Raw genomic sequence first — 19265 nt, 5'->3', positions numbered from 1 at the left:
GGCTTTTGCCCACACCTTCAACCATAGGTAATTCACGCGCTTGTGCGTCAGTCTAGGCGCCGACCAGTGACGAGGCCTCCTGGCGCGTGTCACCGGAGCTTTCGATGTGTGCAAGTGCCTCTGGGATCGGGAGACCCTTCTTGCGCATTGCGGCTGCCCACAAACGACCGGCACGGTACGAAGAGCGGACCAACGGGCCACTCATGACGCCCAGGATGCCAAGCTCCTCGGCCTCCTGCTGCAATTCAACGAATTCCTGTGGTTTGACCCAACGCTCCACCGGGTGGTGACGCTCGGTGGGGCGCAGGTATTGAGTGATGGTCAGCAGGTCGCAGCCAGCTGAGACCAGGTCCTTGATGGCTTCGGATATTTCTTCGCGTGTCTCACCCATGCCCAAGATCAGGTTGGATTTGGTGATCATCCCGTTGGCGCGACCCTGCGAAATAACATCAAGGGAGCGCTCGTAGCGGAAAGCAGGACGAATGGATTTGAAGAGGCGCGGGACCGTCTCAAGATTGTGTGCATAAACTTCCGGGGCCGAGGCGCAGATCTCGTCAAGGTATTCCGGCTTGCCGGAGAAGTCGGGGATCAGTAGCTCAACACCGGTGCCAGGATTCAGCTGGTGGATGCGGCGTACGGTTTCTGCGTAAAGCCAGGTGCCCTCGTCTTCGAGGTCATCGCGGGCCACACCGGTGACTGTTGCATAGCGCAGGCCCATCTTCTTCACGCTCATGGCGACCTTGAAGGGTTCGGCGCGGTCGATGGCCTGTGGTTTGCCGGTGTCGATCTGACAGAAATCGCAGCGGCGGGTGCATTCGGAGCCGCCGATGAGGAAGGTTGCTTCCTTGTCTTCCCAACATTCAAAGATATTGGGACAGCCTGCTTCTTCGCAGACGGTATTTAGCCCCTCGGACTTCACAAGCTTTTTGAGCCCGACATACTCGGGACCTATATTGACCTTGGCCTTGATCCAAGCTGGTTTACGCTCAACCGGGGTTGCCGAGTTGCGTTGTTCGATGCGTAGTAGGCGGCGACCTTCGGGTGCTGCGCTCATCGGGTGGCTCCTTCTAGGGTGGTTGCGGTCAATGCCACGGCGGGACTCAAGAGGGTCTCGAGTTCTTTTTCGACGCGGTCAAGGACATCTGCTGGAGTGATGGTGGTTCCAGTTTCGGCGCTGAGGCTCGTGACCCCGGCGTCGGTAATCCCACAGGGGATGATTTGGGCAAAGGGGGCGAAATCGTTTGAACAATTCAGGGCGAAGCCATGCATTGTCACTCCGTGGTCAACCCGGATGCCGATGGCGGCGAGCTTGCGGTCTTGGGCTCCTTTGAGTCCTTTGACCCAGACGCCACTACGTCCCTTGATTTGTACTGTTTCAACGCCGAACGCTGCAGCAGAGTTGATCAGGGCTTGTTCTAAGATGTCTACGTACTCGCGAATACCCTTCATGTCCCGTAAACGCACGATTGGGTAGCCAACCAGCTGACCCGCGCCATGCCAGGTGAGCTTTCCGCCGCGGTCCACATCGACCACTGGTGTGCCGTCGGTTGGAAGGTCTATTGCTTCGGTGCGCCGTCCTGCCGTATACACATTTTCGTGTTCCAACAAAAAGACGATGGGTCCTCGTTCGCCGGCTGCGACTTCGTCGTGTGTCCGGCGTTGTAAATCCCAAGCTTCTTGATAGTCGACGAGGTTGGGTGAGAAACCTAGGCGGTCGAATTCAATGCTCATGGGCAATACCGTACGCCTTTGTCTAAACGCCTTCGAATTCGCGAAGTCATATTGCTTGTGTATATCTTCTGCCAAATATTTCTATGAAGCGTAGAACTAATACATGGAAACGTATGACACGCGTAGCGAAGAGCCGCAAATTGATGGATATGACATCAACCGATACCTAGGTGCCGGTGGAAACAGTTCAGTGTGGGTGATTATTGACCCAAAAACCGGGGATGAGTTGGTATTAAAGACCCTTGGATATGACGAAGCATTGCGCCGAACTGGAATTCGCGCCCCGGAACTGCGTCACGAATTTCTCGTTGAAGAGGTGGCTTTCGTACAGACTTCGCAGGGCCCGGGACTAGTGATGGAATACTGTCCGGCGGGAAGCGCCGCCGCGGTTGTTGCCTCCCGTGGCCCGATGAGTGTGGGTGAAGTGCTTACGGTGATTGCACCTCTGGGGGAGGCTCTGGAGTTCTTACATGATCGCGGCATCACACACGGAGATGTCAGTCCACGGAACATTCTATTTACGGCAGAAGGCAAGCCCAAGCTTGCTGATTTTGGCACCCAAACAATGCGCGGACAGAGCCAAAGCGACTATGGGACCAGTGGTTTTTGCGCTCCCGAAGTTAGTGATCCAGCAACATTGGGTATCTTGGAACCTGCTCGCGATGTCTATGCGCTAGCCGCCTGTACCTGGTATTTACTCACCGGGCGGGCCCCTGCATCAACGGTGAATCGGATCCCCATCGGGGCCATGGTTCCGGAGGTAAACGATGAATTTGCACAATTGCTTGAGGACGCTCTCGCCATCGATCCAGCACTACGCCCCAGCGCCGCAGAATTTACCCAACGTATCTTTGTGGCAGGTACACCTACTGCGGTTGAACTTGGTGATGCGGTTGCGTCAGCGGCACTGAAACACATGCTCACCACCAAACAAGTTGATCACCGCAGCCTAAGAGTTAGAATCGCTAACCTAGGTGTCCAACGTGGGAATAGGAAAGCCACAAGGCATGCCAAAAAGCTTGGCAAACGTGCAAGCCAGCCACAAGCTCCGGATGTTCAGGAAATGCCCGAAAATGAACAACAGTGGGCCAATGCTCACAAGATTCATTCCGTGCCCGGTTCGCGCAAAAAATTCACAATCGCTGTGGCACTTGGCGTGGCTTTGGTCCTGACCGGGGGATACGCGGCTCAAAATCTTCTTCTCGGTGAGCCAAAGGTGGCGGCCAGCGCGTTAACACCCGAAGACAGCTCCGAAACAAACCCCAACGGTCAGGACGCACCATTGCGTGCAAACTCCGATGAGGAGGTTTTGCTTGCTGCCGCACGGCTAACTCTTGAACGTGATCGCATCTTAATGTCGGGTCAGTCTGCCGCATTGGAACAAATCTACTATCCGGGGTCGGAGGCGCAGAAGCGTGATCTCCAGATGCTCGCGCTGATGAAGCAAAAGAACTTGAAACTGGGTTCCTTGAAAACTGTTCTGAGCGAGGCTCGGGTCATCGCGTCATCTGCGACAAGCTCACTCATTGTTGAAGCACTGAGCGCACAGGATGAATATAACTACAAGGACAACTCTGGGCGCGTGATCTTGAGTTCACACAAGACCCAACGCCAACGCGTGCTCATTGAACTGCGGCAGTATCAGGGAACTTGGAAGATCTGGAATGTTAGTACTGCAGGGGAGGCCGCGGCCTAGCCGGGCACCGGCGGCCCGCAAAAGCGTAGGTGCGCGGTGTTACTTGGATGCGAAGATCCATGACGCACCGCGCATTACAAATGTTTAGCTTAGCCGTGCATCGAGCGTGATTGACGGGACGGCAGCCAAGGCAGCGGAGACCGGGCAACCGACCTTGGCAGCTGCCGCAAGCTCTTGGAATTGAGCATCTTCGATGCCGGGAATCGTGGCAACTAGCGTCAGCCGAATCTCGGTAATTTTTGCTCCATCACTGGTATCAAAATCGACCTCTGCGGTGGTATTTAACGTTTCGGCCACGTGGCCGGCTTCCTTGAGCATATTGCTCAAGGCCATGCTGTAACACGAAGCATGGGCCGCAGCAATTAGCTCCTCGGGGCTCGTCTTGCCCTCCGATACCTCGGCCCGCGCTCGCCACGTAATGGGGAAGGTGCCGATGCCTGAGGTCTGAAAAGTCGTTTCACCGGAGCCAGAGACAAGGTCTCCGCTCCATTGGGTACGTGCGCTTCGTGTTACAGCCATGATGATGACTCCCTTGGAAATTGCAACGGATAGGTGATCTTGGCACCCAAATCCATCCTATGACTGCCCCGACGCTCTGCCTAGGGGAGCGAGGGAGACGGGTTAAAGACTAAGGACTGTGTGTTTCCCTCGCGGGAAACACACAGTCCTTACAAGTTGTTAGGTGTCTAAGTTATAGCCCCTCGAGGGTTTAGACCCAGAGTGCTGCAACGGCGATGGCGATCAGCGCGGTACCGCCGGTGCCGTGCGCGAGACCGGTAGGTACTTCCTGACCTGCCTTGACGCGCTTGCGGCCCAGCAAGGCTGCAACGAAGACACCAATGGCCAGCAGGAGCTTGACAGCGATCTTCATGTGGTTCAGGCCGTCGCCACCATCGCCCTTGGTCATTTCGGCAAGACCAACCAGGAGCAGCCCGGTGACCAACTGGGCAGTGGCACCGTAGAACTGCCATTGGGTAACCGTTGGGGTCTTGAAGTTGGCGAGCCAGCCGCCAAAGATTGCTGCTGCACCCAGAATGTGCAGGAAAACAAGGAATGCATGCAAGAAAGTCATGGCACCAGCCTAATGGAAATTCGACCTCATGTAGAATTCGCCGGAGCAAAAGTGTTCGATGACATGTTTAAGGAAGCAAAACTCGCCAATTAACGCCTTGGGCGGCACCCCACACTCGTGGAGTACCGCCCAAGGTTTAGCTTGATGAGTCTTAGAGACCCAAGTCTGCCTGGAAAGCGCCTTCTTCAAGGCGTGCCTTCAGCGTCTGCAGGAAGCGACCTGCATCGGCGCCGTCAACCAAACGGTGATCGTAGGTCAGCGACAGGTACATCATGTGGCGGATGGCAATGGTGTCATCACCATCTGCGTCGGTAACCACTACTGCGCGCTTGACGATTCCACCGGTGCCAAGGATTGCTACCTGTGGCTGGTTGATGATCGGGGTGTCGAACAATGCGCCAACCGAACCAATGTTGGTGATCGAGAAGGTACCGCCGGAAAGCTCGTCCGGACCAATCTTGTTGGTGCGGGTGCGGTTTGCGACATCTGCGATCTTGCCGGCTAGGCCGGCAAGGTTTAGATCCCCAGCGTTGGAAATAACCGGAACCAGCAGACCCTTATCGGTGTCTACAGCAATCGCCAGGTGTTCGGCGTTGTGGTAGGTGATTTCCTGCTTGGCCTCATCGTATTCGGCGTTCAGCTTCGGGTGCTGCTTCAAGGCCTCGGCAACAGCCTTGGCAATGAACGGCAGGTAGGTCAGCTTGGTGCCGTTAGTTGCCAAGAAAGCATCCTTGGCCGCGGTGCGTAGCTTGACGATGCGGGTCAGGTCGACCTCGTGTACCTGGGTCAGCTGGGTTGAAACGTCCAGCGACTCGCGCATGCGGCGAGCGATAACCTGGCGGATACGCGGAGCCTTCTCAACGGTGCCACGCAGTGAGGAAGCAACAACTGGTGCCGCTGCCTTAGCTGGTGCTGCCGCCGGAGCTGCGGCAACCGGGGCTGCAACAGTCTTGGCTGCTGCTGCGTCGACGACATCCTGCTTGCGGATGCGGCCACCAACGCCGGTGCCTGTCACGGTGGACAGGTCAACGTTGTTCTGGTTTGCCAAGCGGCGAACCAGCGGGGTGACGTAGCCGTCGTTGCCAGCAGTCGGAGCTGCTGCGGCTGCAACCGGAGCGGGTGCTGCTACCGGTACCGGGGCCGCTACTGGTGCCGGAGCGGCAACAGGGGCTGCCGGAGCCGGAGTCGCAACTGGAGCGGCAGGTGCTGCAGGTGGAGCGGCGGGTGCTGCCGCGCCGGCTGCACCGATGATGGCAAGAACCGCGCCAACTTCGGCGGTCTCGTCTTCGGCAACACGGATTTCCAGCAGGGTGCCGGCAACCGGGGAAGGAACCTCGGTGTCGACCTTGTCGGTGGAAACCTCAAGCAGCGGCTCGTCGACTGCAACGTCGTCGCCAACTGCCTTAAGCCAGCGGGTGACGGTGCCTTCGGTGACCGATTCGCCAAGAGCAGGCAGGGTGATCTCGGTGCCAGCGGTCGGAGCTGCCGGTGCGACTGCTGCAACTGGTGCTGCTTCAACGACAGGGGCGGCTGCCGGGGCTGGAGCCTCGACTGCTGCTGGTGCCTCGGCTGCCGGGGCTGCGCCAGCGCCGGAGCCATCACCAATGCGAACCAGTGCGGCTCCAACATCGGCGGTCTCGTCTTCGGCTACGAAGATCTCCTCGATAACGCCGGCAACCGGCGACGGGATCTCGGTGTCGACCTTGTCGGTCGAAACTTCCAGCAACGGCTCGTCGACCTCTACGCGGTCGCCAACCTGCTTGAGCCAGCGTGTAACGGTGCCTTCGGTGACGCTTTCACCCAGGGCGGGCAAGTTCACGGTTTCAGACATCTTGTTCCCGTTCTCCTAAAAACTAAATTTGTGTGCGAGAGATCGAGCGGGGTTTTCCCGCACATCTCGTGGGAGGCGTTGCCTCCGAGCTTAGTGCACCGGGCACGTCTACCCATGGGTAAACGTGCCCGGTCATGCTAAATGTGACTAACCGTGCAGCGGCTTGCCGGCCAAAGCCATGGCAGCCTCGCCGAGCGATTCGTTCTGTGTCGGGTGGGCGTGGATGAGCTGAGCAACATCCTCCGGGTAGGCTTCCCAGTTCACGATCAGCTGTGCTTCACCGATTTGCTCACCGATGCGGCCACCAATGCCGTGAACGCCGACGATTGGGCCGTTCTTGACGCGAACCATCTTGATCAGGCCGCTTGTGCCAAGGATCGAGGACTTGCCGTTGCCGGCAAGGTTGTACTCGGTGGTCTCGATCTGATCTGCGCCAAACTTTTCCTTGGCAGCAGGCTCGGAGTAGCCAACCGAAGCGATTTCCGGCTCGCAGAAGGTGACCTTCGGGATGTTGATGTCCTCGACGATGACCGGGTTCAGGCCACCGATTTCCTCGGCGACGAAGATACCGTGCTGGTAGCCGCGGTGTGCAAGCTGGACGCCCGGGACGATGTCACCGATGGCGTAGATGTTGCCCACGCCGGTGTGGCAGCGCTCATTGGCAAGTACAAAGCCGCGATCCATCGGGATGCCCTGCTCTTCGTAGCCAAGGTTTGCGGTGACCGGGCCGCGGCCAACTGCAACGAGCACGATGTCTGCTTCGAGGGTCTTGCCGTCGGCCAGGGAGACCTTGACGCCGTTGGCATCCTGCTCAACCTTTTCGAAGAAGACACCGGTGTTGAACTTGATGCCACGCTTCTTGAAGGAACGTTCAAGAACCTTGATGATTGCAGGATCTTCGTTCGGAACCAGCGAAGGCAGGCCCTCAACGATGGTGACCTCGACGCCGAAGGACTTCCAGACGGAAGCGAATTCGACGCCAATGACGCCGCCACCGAGCACGATGGCGCTCTTGGGCAAGGTGTCCATGTTCAGTGCTTCGGTGCTGGTAAGCACGCGTCCGCCGATTTCCAGACCGAAGGTCTTGGACTCCGAACCGGTGGCCAAGATGATGTTCTTGCCCTTGTAAGGCACTCCATCAACGTCGATGGTGTCCTGGGAAACCAGGCGACCGTTACCTTCGATAACGGTGACCTTCTTCATCTTCAGCAGACCCGAAAGGCCCTTGTGCTTGCCGGCAACGATTCCATCCTTGTAGCTGCGCACAGCACCCAAGTCGATTGACTCAAGGGTGGTGTTGATGCCGTACTTGGCACCTTCGCGAGCATTCTCGGCCAATTCTGCCGAGTGCAGGTATGCCTTGGTCGGGATGCAACCGGTGTGCAGGCAAGTGCCACCGACCTTGGCCTTCTCAATCAGACCAACGGTGAAACCCAGCTGAACGGCGCGCAATGCTGCCGAGTAGCCAGCGGATCCGCCGCCGAGAATGAGGATGTCGAATTCTTGCGTTGCTGCCGATTCGGCCACGTGAACGCTCCCTCGTTATGAGTTGTGGCCAACGTGAGTGGTCGGCCATGGTGTGTGGGGGTGTGTTTCTCAAGTCCCGGATAACGAGACACAAAAAACTGTATTACTAGTGATCTATCAGAATTACCTTAGCCCCCCAAATCGCACTCGGCCACATGAGGTGTGGCAGATTGCATGCGGTTGTGACCGGATGCACAGCGGTAGCGGCGCCTTTGGGTATCAAATGTGCCGCCACCGCGTATCCGCGCGCTTTTCTACTACAAAGAGTAGAAAAGCGTCAGGGGTATTAAGGTATAAAGAGTGCTACTTTGCGCTGACCATGTCCTCTGCCAATGCCACCAGTGTGCGTACGGATGCGCCAGTAGCATTCTTGTGCGTGTAACCATAAGGTGCGCCTTCGTTGAAGGCCGGACCCGCAATATCCATGTGGGCCCACGGAATTTTTACGCCATCGGCTTCGCCAACGAATTCATCGAGGAACGCTGCGGCCGTCATCATGCCGCCCATGCGCTCACCAATATTGGCAAGATCTGCGACCTGTGAGTCCAAGCTCGGACGCAGTTCTTCGGGGATAGGCATAGCCCAGGTTGTTTCGCCGGCGCGCTCCGCGGCCGCTACAACAGCATCACGCAGGGTGTCATCGCCCATGATGCCAGCGGTGCGGGTACCCAAAGCCACTACCTGTGCACCGGTCAAGGTTGCCACGTCGATGATTGCATCCGGCTTCTCGGCACTTGCTGCCACTAGGCCATCTGCCATGACCAAGCGACCCTCGGCATCAGTGTTCAGTACCTCAACGGTCTTGCCACCAAACATGGTGATGACATCGCCCGGACGGGTGGAGCCGCCACCTGGCATGTTTTCTGCAAGGCAGAGCCACGCAGTGACCTTGATTGGTAGGCCAAGCTCGGAGATGGCAACGATTGCCTGGTGAACCGTTGCAGCACCGGCCATATCGTTCTTCATGGCGTGCATGCCAGCCGCGGGCTTGATGGAGATGCCGCCGGTATCAAAGGTAATGCCCTTGCCCACAAGGGCCAGGTGCTTGGCGGCCTTGGCGGGGGAGTACTCGACCTTGACCAAACGTGGCCCACGGTCCGAACCGCGACCAACACCGATCAGACCGCCGTAGCCATCCTTTTCGAGCTTCTTGTCATCGAGCACCGTGACCTTCAACGGCAAACCCTTGACCGAATCCTTCACCGCAGTGGCAAATGACTCGGGGAACAAAACATTCGGGGCGGTGTTGACAAGGTCGCGGGTTGCGCGGACCGCGCGGCCAAGTACTGCTGCACGCTTCATTGCTGCGGGCAGATCCTTGTCCGCGGAGGCGGCCGTTGCGATGATGCCTTCGCTCAGCGGCAGCTTCTTGGCTGGGGTGGAGCGGTGGTTAGAGAAATCGTAGGCTGCGATGGCGATGCCTTCGGCGACTGCGCCGGTCTGTGCGACGGTTGCTGTTGGTAGCGCGAAGATCACAGTAGCGTTTCCGGCGAGCTGACGCGTTGCCGCACCGGCGCCGCGGCGCAATGCTTCCTCAGTGATTGTTGCTTCTTCGAAGGCACCCAAGCCCACAAAGGCAAGGAATGTTGCCTTTGATTCATCTGTTGCCGGAAGGCGGGTCAGCTCATCGGCTGCGCCGGTGGCATTGAGTAGGGCGAGGGTTGCCTGCAGCGATTCGGTCAGCTTGGGGCTGAAGGGCGAGGCAACCAGCTGGGGGCCATCGGTGCCCTTCACTACACCAAGGACAAGTGCGTCTGCACCGATGCGCTTGATGTCTGTGGAAACGGCTGTCAGCTTGAGATCGCTTGAGTTGATCACGGAACGATTCCTGTTTCTGTAGATTTTGTGGGTGAGCATCTTGGGTTTTGCTGCACCCCGGCGAACTTCTTCGGTACCGGTAGTGCCCGTTTGGGGCACACCAAATACTGATTGGTCTTCATCGATCGTATCCCTGAGACGGAGCACACACAGCATTTGGGGACAAGACGGCCTAGAATTGAAAGCCGTACGGGAAGAAACCACGCCTGCTGTTGGTTGAACCTTCTGTAGCCGGTAGAAAACCCGGCAAGAGGGAATAATTCCCCAGCCACCAACAACGCTTGAGCTTAATTTACTGTTGCCCACGAGGTAACGGGGGCTAAGAACTCAGCTACTGAGTGTGGTGGTGCTAGGCAGCAACCTGAAAGGAGCAGCGGCAATGCTTGATTATCAATCCTTGATCAGGTTTGAAGACATCGATCTCGATGCACCGAAACTTCAAGGACTGGATCTGCTCGTTGGCATGCGTGGACACGCTGATGCCGGGCATGTGGTCTCCCAAGTGCGCACCGAACTCCTGGATTCGCTAAACCCTCGCCTAATTGCCTCGTTCGACACCGATCAATTGATCAACTATCGCGAGCGCCGACCGCAAATTTCATTCCTTGGTGATCATTTTGCTGCTTACCAGCCACCGAGCCTCGAGCTCTACTTGCTCACCGATGGGCTGGATCAAGATTTCTTTTTCCTTACCGGCCCGGAACCTGATCTTGCCTGGGAACGCGTCACTCGTGCCATCACAGCCCTCGTTGAAGCATTCAATGTAAAGCTCACGGTTTCCTTCGGGGCCATGCCAATGCCGGTTCCACATACCCGTCCCATGGGAGTGACTGCACACGGTAACCGCGCCGACCTAGTTGAAGGAATTTCTAGTTGGGCGCCAACTGCAGAACTTCCGGCAAGCTTTGTCAACCTGCTTGAAATTCGACTCAGCGAACGTGGCAATGATGCTGTTGGTTACTCAATGCACGTTCCGCATTACCTCTCCGAAGCTGAATACCCGAACGTTGCGGTAGGCGCCCTTGAATATGTGGGTGCCGCAATGGAACTTGGGCTACCTACCGACCGTTTACGGGAGGCGGGTCGTCGGCTTGAAAGCCAGATCGCGGAGCAGGTATCGGGCAATCCCGACGTACAAAAAATGGTTGAAAATTTTGAGACACGTTTTGATCAGCACGTCCCGGAGACCGAGCGTCGCTCCCTCTTGGTAAGCATTGACGCGGAAGTTCCGGATGGGGAAGAGTTAGCCAACGCCGTTGAAGCTTTCCTGTCGGGAATGGATGATCAGGGCGGTTCCGCCGTTTCCGATTCCTAGTGCACGCATCGACCCATCTGGATTCCGCACGATCCTGGCTGGTTTGGGGTGCAAGCGTTGGGGCCTACCTCATCGCCGTCACTCAGCGCACTAGTTTTGGAGTGGCTGGCCTTGAAGCTACCGAACGATTCAGCGCCACAGCTTCTATCCTTGCCACATTTTCCGTGGTGCAACTCGTGGTTTACGCCGGGCTGCAGATTCCCGTAGGGATCCTTGTTGACCGGTGGGGACCTCGAAGAATGATTGCCGGCGGAGCCGTGCTAATGATCATTGGGCAGCTCTTGCTTGCCATGGCCGGATCGGTAAGTGCCGGATTAGTTGGGCGTTTCTTTGTTGGTGCCGGGGATGCCATGACCTTTGTATCGGTCATTAGGTTGCTACCCAATTGGTTCTCCGGCTATCGAATTCCCATGCTCACTCAGGTCACTGGCATGGTGGGTCAACTGGGTCAATTGCTTTCGCTCATTCCCTTTGTTGCACTACTCCACCTGTGGAGTTGGACCCCAGCGTTTCTTAGCCTCGCGGCGCTTTCTGTGCTCGCGTTGGTCATGACCCTGGTTTTGGTGAGCGACGGTCCGAAAAATGATAAGCCCAAGGCCGCCCCACACAAAGTGAAGGTCCTACTTTCCCAGGCATGGAAAGAACCCGGTACCCGATTGGGATTTTGGACTCACTTCACCACGCAGTTCACCGTGAACGTTTTCTTGCTTACCTGGGGATACCCATTCTTGGTTTCTGGCCAGGGTGTCTCCCCAACCATGGCTTCCGGGTTGCTTTCAATCTTTGTCGTCGTTGCGATTGTCTGTGGACCAATTCTTGGGGCCTCTGTTGCCCGCTACCCGAATCAACGGTCTAATATTGCCTTCGGGATTATTGGTGCCATTGCTGCAACCTGGCTGATAGTTATTCTGTGGCCCGGTCAGACCCCGGTATGGATGCTGACTATTCTGATCGTATGCATGGCAGTGGGTGGGCCGGCTTCAATGATTGGGTTCGATTTTGTTAGAACGTTTAATCCTCCACACGTCATAGGCACCGCCACAGGAATTGTGAATGTTGGCGGGTTCTTGGCCGCGCTGGTCTCTGTATACGTCATTGGATGGCTGATGGATATGCAGCAACAGATGGCCGGGCAGGGAACCGAACTCTACACCTTGGATGCCTTCAGAATTGCCCTATCCTTTCAATTTTTGGTGATGCTCATCGGTGTTACAGGCATGATCATTACCCGTAGCAAGGCGCGTAAGAAAAAGGCTGCCTTGGCTCAGGAATCACGTGACACGCAGGGCGGCGAAAGTGCTCAGCCTGATCATATGGATGCGATTGAGGACGACAACGCATAATTGCGTCTTGCCACGCTGAGACTTTCCCACACAGCTAGCTCGCTGCGGTATGGGCTTTCGAGAATCCACAGCCCGTCGCGGGCACCAAGATCTAGACCCGCGACCGAAGCATGCTCGGATACATGACTACTTCAGCCTCCGCACCTAATTTTTCCATGGCAACCCCCGACGAGGTGCTCGCCTACATTCCCCATGCCTTGGGGTTCTATCCACGCAATTCGGTGGTCCTACTGATCCTGCAACAAGCCGGACTGTGTGCAACCCTGCGTGTGGACCTTCCCCTGGCCAGCCACGGCAAGTCTGAAGAAGAATTATGGGTTCGCCAAATGCTAAACCTCGTTCAAAAGGTTCCCCGCGCCGATGGATTGTTCATTGTGTTTTACACCGGAGCTACCCAGATCGATGCGCAACAGTGGCCACCACGTGGTGAATTGCTCAAAAATCTGGCAGCGAGTTTCTCCGCTTCTGGGCTCAAAGTGCGCGATGGTTGGCACGTTGGTACCAAACGTTGGCACAGCTATTTCTGTATGGACGCCAGATGCTGCCCCACAGAAGGCTTCCCACTTCCCGATCTTGCCTTGACCGAAACTCACCTACGCATGGTGTTGGCGGGTTCGGCACCCGCAACCCAGCTTTGGGATGGGGGAGGAGTGCAGGACTGGGAGAACAAGGACATAATCCGGGACGGGATTCAGGCGAAGCTTGAAGGAATTTCGGAGCTTGGCGGCAGGGAGTCCTTGATTGCCTCTTGGGCCGATCTGCTCGGCGATGATCCAGCCATTGCGGAGAAGAAGATTCGTTTCCAAGCCTCTCTTTCGGCAGCATTACTTGCCTCTTTGCACGATAAGACATTGCGTGATTTGCTCCCGTATCTAGCAGGGCGGGGCGAGAAATCGGCATTTACGGCTATGGACGAGATCCTGCGTGCCACGGAATTCGGTGAGGCTTCACAAGACTTCTCGGAGTTCTTGTTGGGAACCTCGCAGCTCTGCCCAGATTGGGAACGCTTGGAACGGCTCTGGTATATCTGCCGGGATCTGTTAGGTATTGCTGCGGGTACGGATCATGCTGCCCTGCTGTGTCTATTGGGATGGATTGAATGGGCCAAGGGTCGTGGTAGTAGTGCGCTTGCCTTGTTCAGGGCCGCACTGCGGATTGACAACGAGTATCGCTTGGCACAACTACTCATGAGACTACTTGAAACCGGGGAAATGCCACTGTGGGTCGCGGATCCGGTGAAGGCTTGGCATCGCAAACTCGACGGGCAAATGAGCGCTTGACGGAAAACACAGTGCTTTGTCGGGTAAATCTCTTGGCAAAAATGCCCGTGTGTGCAAGTTGCGGCCGGTGAAACGTGAGACACTATTAAGCAGCAGACCCGGTTGGGTTCGTGATCCATTGCTTAGCGGCAGTACCCTTCGATAACTCGTAAGGGAACAAATGGCGGGATTAGGGCGTTCTATTACGCAGACCCTCTTTTCTCGACTCGCCTTCAAAGGTGGGACGCGGACTTGACAGGGTCATAGTGGTGTTACCGGTAGGTGGCATCGCGGACGAACCGTGAGAAAGGTATTTCGTGTCATCTTCTGAGACGACCACCAATAGCCAGGCTGAGGACGCTGCCGAGGCAAAGGTAGTGGCTGCCAAGGCGGCCCCTGCAAAGAAGGCTCCGGCAAAAAAGGCTCCGGCCAAGTCCCGTGCCAAGGCTGTCAAGGCCGATGTTGAGACCGAAGTCGAAGAAGCAGACTTGGACGAGGATGCTGACGAGACTCCGGCGGCACCTAAGCGTGACGAAAACTCCAAGGGCTTCGTGCTCACGGCAGACGAAGACGATGCCCCGCAGCAGCAGGTCATGGTCGCCGGTGCCACAGCAGACCCGGTCAAGGACTACCTGAAGCAGATCGGTAAGGTTGCTCTGCTTAATGCAGAGCAGGAAGTCGATCTTGCGCTTCGCATCGAAGCTGGTCTATTTGCCAATGAGAAGCTCATGGCTGACGACGGCAAGATGGAAAAGCGCTTGCGCTGGGACTATGAGCAGATCATCCATGATGGAAAGATCGCCAAGAACCACCTTCTTGAAGCCAACCTCCGACTCGTTGTATCGCTTGCAAAGCGCTACACCGGGCGTGGCATGCTCTTCCTTGACTTGATCCAGGAAGGCAACCTTGGCCTGATCCGTGCAGTTGAGAAGTTCGACTACACCAAGGGCTTTAAGTTCTCCACCTACGCAACTTGGTGGATCCGTCAGGCAATTACCCGTGCGATGGCCGACCAGGCTCGTACCATTCGTATTCCGGTACACATGGTTGAGGTTATCAACAAGCTTGCACGCGTCCAGCGCCAGATGTTGCAGGACTTGGGTCGCGAACCAACCCCGGAAGAATTGGCCAAGGAATTGGACATGACCCCGGAAAAGGTTGTCGAGGTCCAGAAGTACGGTCGCGAGCCAATCTCCCTACACACCCCGCTGGGTGAGGACGGAGACTCGGAATTCGGTGACCTGATTGAAGACTCCGAAGCAGTAGTTCCGGCGGATGCGGTTTCCTTTACCTTGTTGCAGGAACAACTTCATTCGGTTCTCGATACGCTCTCCGAGCGCGAGGCTGGCGTTGTAGCAATGCGCTTTGGTTTGACCGATGGTCAGCCCAAGACCTTGGATGAGATTGGCAAGGTTTACGGTGTTACCCGTGAACGTATTCGCCAGATTGAATCAAAGACCATGTCGAAGCTGCGCCACCCGTCGCGCTCACAGGTCTTGCGTGACTACCTCGACTAAGAGTTAAAACCCAAAACGCCGGTTGGTGGTTTCCAAACAATTATGTGGAAATCCCCAACCGGCGTTTTCGCATTAAGCCCAGCGGTATTCGTAGGCATTAAACAGGTTGGGCTCCGGCGATTTTCGCCGGAGCCCAACCTGTTTTGCTACACAGTCTTTAGTGGTGAAACGGGTACTACCGCTAAAGACGCTGATTAGTCCTCGTCGTCGTAGACAGGCTTTTCGTAAAGTCGAGCCGTCTCGTCTTGCCATTCAATGGTCAAGGGGCGAAGTTTTGCTTCAACTGCGCGAGCATGGTGACCGCAGAAGAATAGTTCGCCTCCGGAGGTCTCCAGTACCGCACGCACAAAGGCTTGTGCTCCGCAGCGGTCGCAACGATCGAGAGCATTCAACTGTCGGGTTACCGTTGTCGATGTCATGATGACCTCCTTCTTTTGATGTGTACCTAATACAACCAGTAATTTGCCGTTTTTCTTCGCCAATATCCGCTCTTTCGCTCACCGCGTAGCCCCATGGCAGGTGAGCTGTGGCTCATTGACGGGCTACGAAACGCGAATTGACAGGGATGGGCACTATTGTGGATAGCGTCGTTCCGACGTTTTTGAGGAGTACTAAAACCGTGGCCATCACCAATGACTACAACGCTCGACACCTCTCTGTCCTAGAGGGTCTCGAGGCGGTTCGCAAGCGCCCAGGCATGTACATCGGCTCCACCGACTCGCGTGGACTCATGCACTGCCTGTGGGAGATTATTGATAACTCTGTTGACGAGGCCCTAGCCGGTCATGGGCAGAGCATCAATATTATTTTGCATCCGGATGGCTCCGTGGAAATTCACGATGACGGTCGCGGTATTCCCGTAGATATCGAACCCAAGACCGGATTATCTGGTGTTGAGGTGGTTTTCACCAAGCTTCACGCCGGTGGCAAATTTGGTGGCGGCTCCTACACGGCTTCCGGTGGACTCCACGGTGTTGGTGCCTCGGTAGTGAACGCACTATCCTCCAGACTTGAGGTTCAGGTGGACCGCGGCGGCAAAACCTATGGAATGCAGTTCCGTCGCGGTGAGCCAGGACGTTTCAAGGATGCGGGTAAGCCGACACCGGATGCACCCTTTGAACCGTTCTCCGATGCTTCGGTACTTGATGTTGTGGGTAAGGCCAAACGTGGAGTTACAGGTACGCGCGTGCGTTACTGGGCTGACCGCCAGATTTTCACCCCGGATGCCAAATTTTCCTATACCGAGCTGCAGACCCGTGCTCGGCAGACCTCGTTCTTGGTGCCGGGGCTGAAAATTACCCTGCGTGATGAGCGTCGACTGCCCGATACCGAAGGCGCCGAGGGAAGCTTTGAAGAGGTATTCCACCACGATGGTGGAATCTCCGAATTTGTCGAGTATCTTTCCAACGATGCTGCAGTAACCGACATTTGGCGTTTCCATGGCTCGGGAACGTTCAAGGAATCGGTTCCAGTGATCGATGAATCAGGTCACAGTAAGATTACCGACGTTGAACGAGTCTGCGATGTTGACCTAGCCCTGCGCTGGGGAATTGGTTATGAAACCAGTGTGCGCACCTTCGTCAACATTATTTCCACGCCCAAGGGCGGAACCCACCAGACGGGTTTTGAGCAGGCTTTGCTCAAAACTTTCCGCAAGGTCATCGAAGCTAACTCTCGTAAGCTCAAGGTCGGTAATGACAAGATCGAAAAAGACGATGTGAGCGCCGGGCTGACAGCCGTACTTACTGTACGCCTTGCCGAACCGCAATTTGAAGGCCAGACCAAGGAAATTTTGGGAACCTCCGCGGTGCGCCAAATTGTTTCTAAGGTTGTTGAAAAGGCACTCACTGCGCAGCTCAATGCAACAACGCGCGGGGACAAGACTCAGGCAGCGATGCTACTTGAAAAAATTGTCAGCGAAATGAAGTCGCGAGTTTCGGCACGCGTGCATAAGGAAACCCAGCGCCGTAAGAACGCGCTGGAGACTTCATCGCTTCCAACGAAGCTTGCAGATTGCCGTAGCAATGATGTTGCGCGTTCCGAACTATTTATCGTCGAGGGTGACAGCGCCCTGGGTACTGCAAAGCTTGCGCGCTCCTCGGACTTCCAAGCGTTGCTGCCTATTCGTGGCAAGATCCTGAACGTACAGAAGGCTTCGGTTGCCGATATGCTTTCGAACGCCGAATGCGCGGCAATGATTCAGGTGATTGGTGCCGGATCGGGACGTAGCTTTGATATTTCGGCGGCTCGTTACGGCAAAGTGGTGCTGATGACCGATGCCGACGTCGATGGTGCACATATTCGTACCCTGCTTCTCACTTTGTTCTTCCGGTACATGCGCCCGATGATTGAACATGGCCGCGTGTATGCCGCGGTGCCACCATTGCATCGTATTGAAGTGATCAACCCGGGAGCTAAAGCGAACGAGATGATCTACACCTACTCGGAAGCGGAGATGCATCAGGTGCTTGATGCCCTTGCGGCTGCAGGGAAGCGTTATAAGGAGCCATTGCAGCGTTATAAGGGTCTTGGTGAGATGGATGCCGATCAGCTGGCTGAGACCACTATGGATCCGCGTCACCGCACCCTGCGTCGTGTGGGGCTGGCTCAAGCGGAAAGTGCCGAGCGTGTTTTTGATTTGCTTATGGGCTCGGACGTGGCTCCACGTAAGGAATTCATTATCGCCGGTGCCGAAGGGCTGGAACGAGACCGGATTGACGCTTAGGTTCTAGAAAAATACTAAAGGTGTGGCAGGTTTTCTGATGAAAATCTGCCACACCTTTAGTGTTTCAAACAAATCCTGGCGAGGCTTTAACTCGTGGAGGAAGCCTCAGCGAAACGTAGAGGAACGAATGAAATAAGCGGTGCTCGTGGGTATTGAGTACGCTTCTTGGGTATGCCCTTCGAACGTACCGAGAAAGCACCATGCGGAACCGCTAGTCGTACGCGTTTGAGTACAAAAAATGATCCAGCAGAATAAATAAGAAGGAACAAATGACCGAGCATAAGAAAATGGTTGTGACCATTTCATGCATTACCGTAGCCATAGTTCTTTTGGGCGGCTTCTTGCTCTCCGGCGGATTATCGGTATTCTTCGATTCCGGAGCCGAATACTGAGACTGCGTTTGAGTCGTTCGCGGTTGGTTCGCAACTATTCTGTGTCGCGGCAGTGAAGTTAGCGGCTACTCAAAGAATCCGGGGACAATAACCAGCGTGGTAGGAAGAGCTATTAAGAACAAGGCGCCTGCGATAATCGTGGCGCGCAGGCCACCACCGAGTTGTGGTTGAACGGTGAGTAAGCGCTTGAGCCTGCGTGATGACAACTCCTCGGTGGGGCCTCCCGGGGCTCCCTCCGGGGGCAGTGCGGCATTGGGTGTGGCGGGTGCGCCAAGCGCCCCGGTTGCCACGGTCAATAAGGCCCGCAAAAGCGTCTTTGGTTCAACTTCGCGTAAGGCGGCATCGTCGGCAAGCATTTCGACTAGCTCCTGAACCGCAGCCAAGGACAATTTTGAGGTTGGGAGCCAAGGCAGTGCATCATTCCAGGAGGTAAAGGCCAGCAACAATAGATCGTGCCGCTGATCGAGGTGGGCGCGTTCGTGGGCCATGACCGCACGTAACTCGTCTTCGGTCAGTTGTTTAACGAGGCCACGGGATAGAACGGTGACAGAGCCACTGAAACTTGGCAAACAGTATGCTACCGGCGTTTCATGATCCAAAACTAACGTTGTTGGGTCGGTGGGGGATTTCTCCGAAAGGAGGGAGAGGATGTGCCGGTGTTTGGCTCGTTGTCTGGTAATTCGCCATGCCGCCCGAATCAATGTCAGCACCAGGTGAAATCCCAGCAATGCCGCTGTACTCAAGGCAAAGATGTGTACGGTTCCTGGGGAATTGACGTTCGGGTCACCTAGTACGAGCTTTACGCCCGAGATCAACGAGGAGATGAGCGTATTGCCCATGGGGTTCAACCCCCAAAAAAGCAGTGCGCCGATCATCGACAGGCCACCTGCCAGTGCGATCGACTGCCAGAGAATCATTGCCGCAAATGGCGAACGCGTGCTCCAGCGGGCACGCGAAAGCATGACGGGTATAGGCCATGCCAATAAGATGGCCAAGCCCGCCAAGATGTATGAGGTCAGCAGCACCGCGCTCGGCCGTT

The 19265-nt window shown here is 56.1% G+C and carries 16 protein-coding genes; 7 read left to right on the top strand and 9 right to left on the bottom strand.

Annotated elements, in window-relative coordinates:
• Positions 1 to 52: 52 nt before the first annotated feature.
• Together lipA and lipB are read right to left on the bottom strand one after the other, a co-directional pair.
• The gene (gene lipA, locus CQ018_RS00695) at positions 53 to 1054 is read right to left on the bottom strand and encodes a lipoyl synthase (protein WP_105548062.1); all 1002 of its coding nucleotides are present in this window, start codon (positions 1052 to 1054) and stop codon (positions 53 to 55) included.
• Positions 1051 to 1731, bottom strand: coding sequence for a lipoyl(octanoyl) transferase LipB (gene lipB / locus CQ018_RS00690; protein ID WP_105548061.1), 681 nt, complete (start codon positions 1729 to 1731; stop codon positions 1051 to 1053). Before lipB ends, lipA begins: the two co-directional genes overlap by 4 nt.
• Positions 1732 to 1834: 103 nt before the next feature.
• Here lipB and CQ018_RS00685 point away from each other — a divergent pair, with 103 nt between their 5' ends.
• Positions 1835 to 3427: a protein kinase gene (locus tag CQ018_RS00685; RefSeq protein WP_105548060.1), complete on the top strand. Its 1593-nt coding sequence runs from the start codon at positions 1835 to 1837 to the stop codon at positions 3425 to 3427.
• Positions 3428 to 3511: 84 nt separating this feature from the next.
• Here CQ018_RS00685 and CQ018_RS00680 read toward each other — a convergent pair whose 3' ends face one another.
• The 5 genes from CQ018_RS00680 to CQ018_RS00660 form a co-directional block, all read right to left on the bottom strand.
• Complete coding sequence (locus CQ018_RS00680) at positions 3512 to 3946, bottom strand: OsmC family peroxiredoxin (RefSeq protein ID WP_105548059.1); 435 nt, start codon at positions 3944 to 3946, stop codon at positions 3512 to 3514.
• A 190-nt stretch (positions 3947 to 4136) separates the two neighbouring features.
• Positions 4137 to 4499 carry a hypothetical protein gene (locus tag CQ018_RS00675; RefSeq protein ID WP_105548058.1) on the bottom strand — a complete coding sequence of 121 codons (363 nt, stop codon included), beginning with the start codon at positions 4497 to 4499 and terminating at the stop codon, positions 4137 to 4139.
• A gap of 151 nt (positions 4500 to 4650) precedes the next feature.
• A complete protein-coding gene (sucB, locus tag CQ018_RS00670; protein ID WP_105548057.1) occupies positions 4651 to 6330 on the bottom strand; it encodes a 2-oxoglutarate dehydrogenase, E2 component, dihydrolipoamide succinyltransferase in 1680 nt (559 codons plus the stop codon).
• A 147-nt stretch (positions 6331 to 6477) separates the two neighbouring features.
• The gene (gene lpdA, locus CQ018_RS00665) at positions 6478 to 7857 is read right to left on the bottom strand and encodes a dihydrolipoyl dehydrogenase (protein WP_105548056.1); all 1380 of its coding nucleotides are present in this window, start codon (positions 7855 to 7857) and stop codon (positions 6478 to 6480) included.
• Positions 7858 to 8160: 303 nt separating this feature from the next.
• Entirely contained in the window at positions 8161 to 9675 is a 1515-nt protein-coding gene (locus CQ018_RS00660; protein ID WP_105548647.1) for a leucyl aminopeptidase, read from the bottom strand.
• A 379-nt stretch (positions 9676 to 10054) separates the two neighbouring features.
• Between CQ018_RS00660 and CQ018_RS00655 the strand changes: the two genes are divergently transcribed.
• The 4 genes from CQ018_RS00655 to CQ018_RS00640 all read left to right on the top strand — a co-directional run bounded on the left by CQ018_RS00655 (position 10055) and on the right by CQ018_RS00640 (position 15109).
• Positions 10055 to 10990 (top strand): proteasome assembly chaperone family protein, encoded by a 936-nt coding sequence (locus tag CQ018_RS00655; protein ID WP_105548055.1) that lies wholly within the window; start codon positions 10055 to 10057, stop codon positions 10988 to 10990.
• Positions 10990 to 12333, top strand: coding sequence for a nitrate/nitrite transporter (locus CQ018_RS00650; protein WP_258142350.1), 1344 nt, complete (start codon positions 10990 to 10992; stop codon positions 12331 to 12333). Before CQ018_RS00655 ends, CQ018_RS00650 begins: the two co-directional genes overlap by 1 nt.
• A 122-nt stretch (positions 12334 to 12455) precedes the next feature.
• Positions 12456 to 13613 carry a DUF4192 domain-containing protein gene (locus CQ018_RS00645; RefSeq protein ID WP_181149675.1) on the top strand — a complete coding sequence of 386 codons (1158 nt, stop codon included), beginning with the start codon at positions 12456 to 12458 and terminating at the stop codon, positions 13611 to 13613.
• A gap of 296 nt (positions 13614 to 13909) precedes the next feature.
• Positions 13910 to 15109, top strand: coding sequence for an RNA polymerase sigma factor (locus CQ018_RS00640; protein ID WP_105548053.1), 1200 nt, complete (start codon positions 13910 to 13912; stop codon positions 15107 to 15109).
• Positions 15110 to 15303: 194 nt separating this feature from the next.
• On the opposite strand, the gene CQ018_RS00635 is transcribed toward CQ018_RS00640, so the two are convergent.
• Positions 15304 to 15528 (bottom strand): hypothetical protein, encoded by a 225-nt coding sequence (locus tag CQ018_RS00635; RefSeq protein WP_105548052.1) that lies wholly within the window; start codon positions 15526 to 15528, stop codon positions 15304 to 15306.
• Between the two features lie 200 nt (positions 15529 to 15728).
• Between CQ018_RS00635 and CQ018_RS00630 the strand changes: the two genes are divergently transcribed.
• Positions 15729 to 17834 (top strand): type IIA DNA topoisomerase subunit B, encoded by a 2106-nt coding sequence (locus CQ018_RS00630; protein ID WP_105548051.1) that lies wholly within the window; start codon positions 15729 to 15731, stop codon positions 17832 to 17834.
• 269 nt (positions 17835 to 18103) lie between these two features.
• On the top strand, positions 18104 to 18226 hold the full coding sequence (locus CQ018_RS20400; RefSeq protein WP_258142349.1) for a hypothetical protein: 123 nt from the start codon (positions 18104 to 18106) through the stop codon (positions 18224 to 18226).
• Between the two features lie 65 nt (positions 18227 to 18291).
• Here the strand turns inward: CQ018_RS20400 and CQ018_RS00625 are convergent, their stop codons facing one another.
• Positions 18292 to 19251 (bottom strand): M56 family metallopeptidase, encoded by a 960-nt coding sequence (locus tag CQ018_RS00625; RefSeq protein ID WP_105548050.1) that lies wholly within the window; start codon positions 19249 to 19251, stop codon positions 18292 to 18294.
• Between the last annotated feature and the right edge of the window lie 14 nt (positions 19252 to 19265).

Source organism: Arthrobacter sp. MYb227, from assembly GCF_002975435.1.
GTDB lineage: Bacteria > Actinomycetota > Actinomycetes > Actinomycetales > Micrococcaceae > Paeniglutamicibacter.
This window is presented reverse-complemented; position numbering and strand designations above follow the sequence as displayed.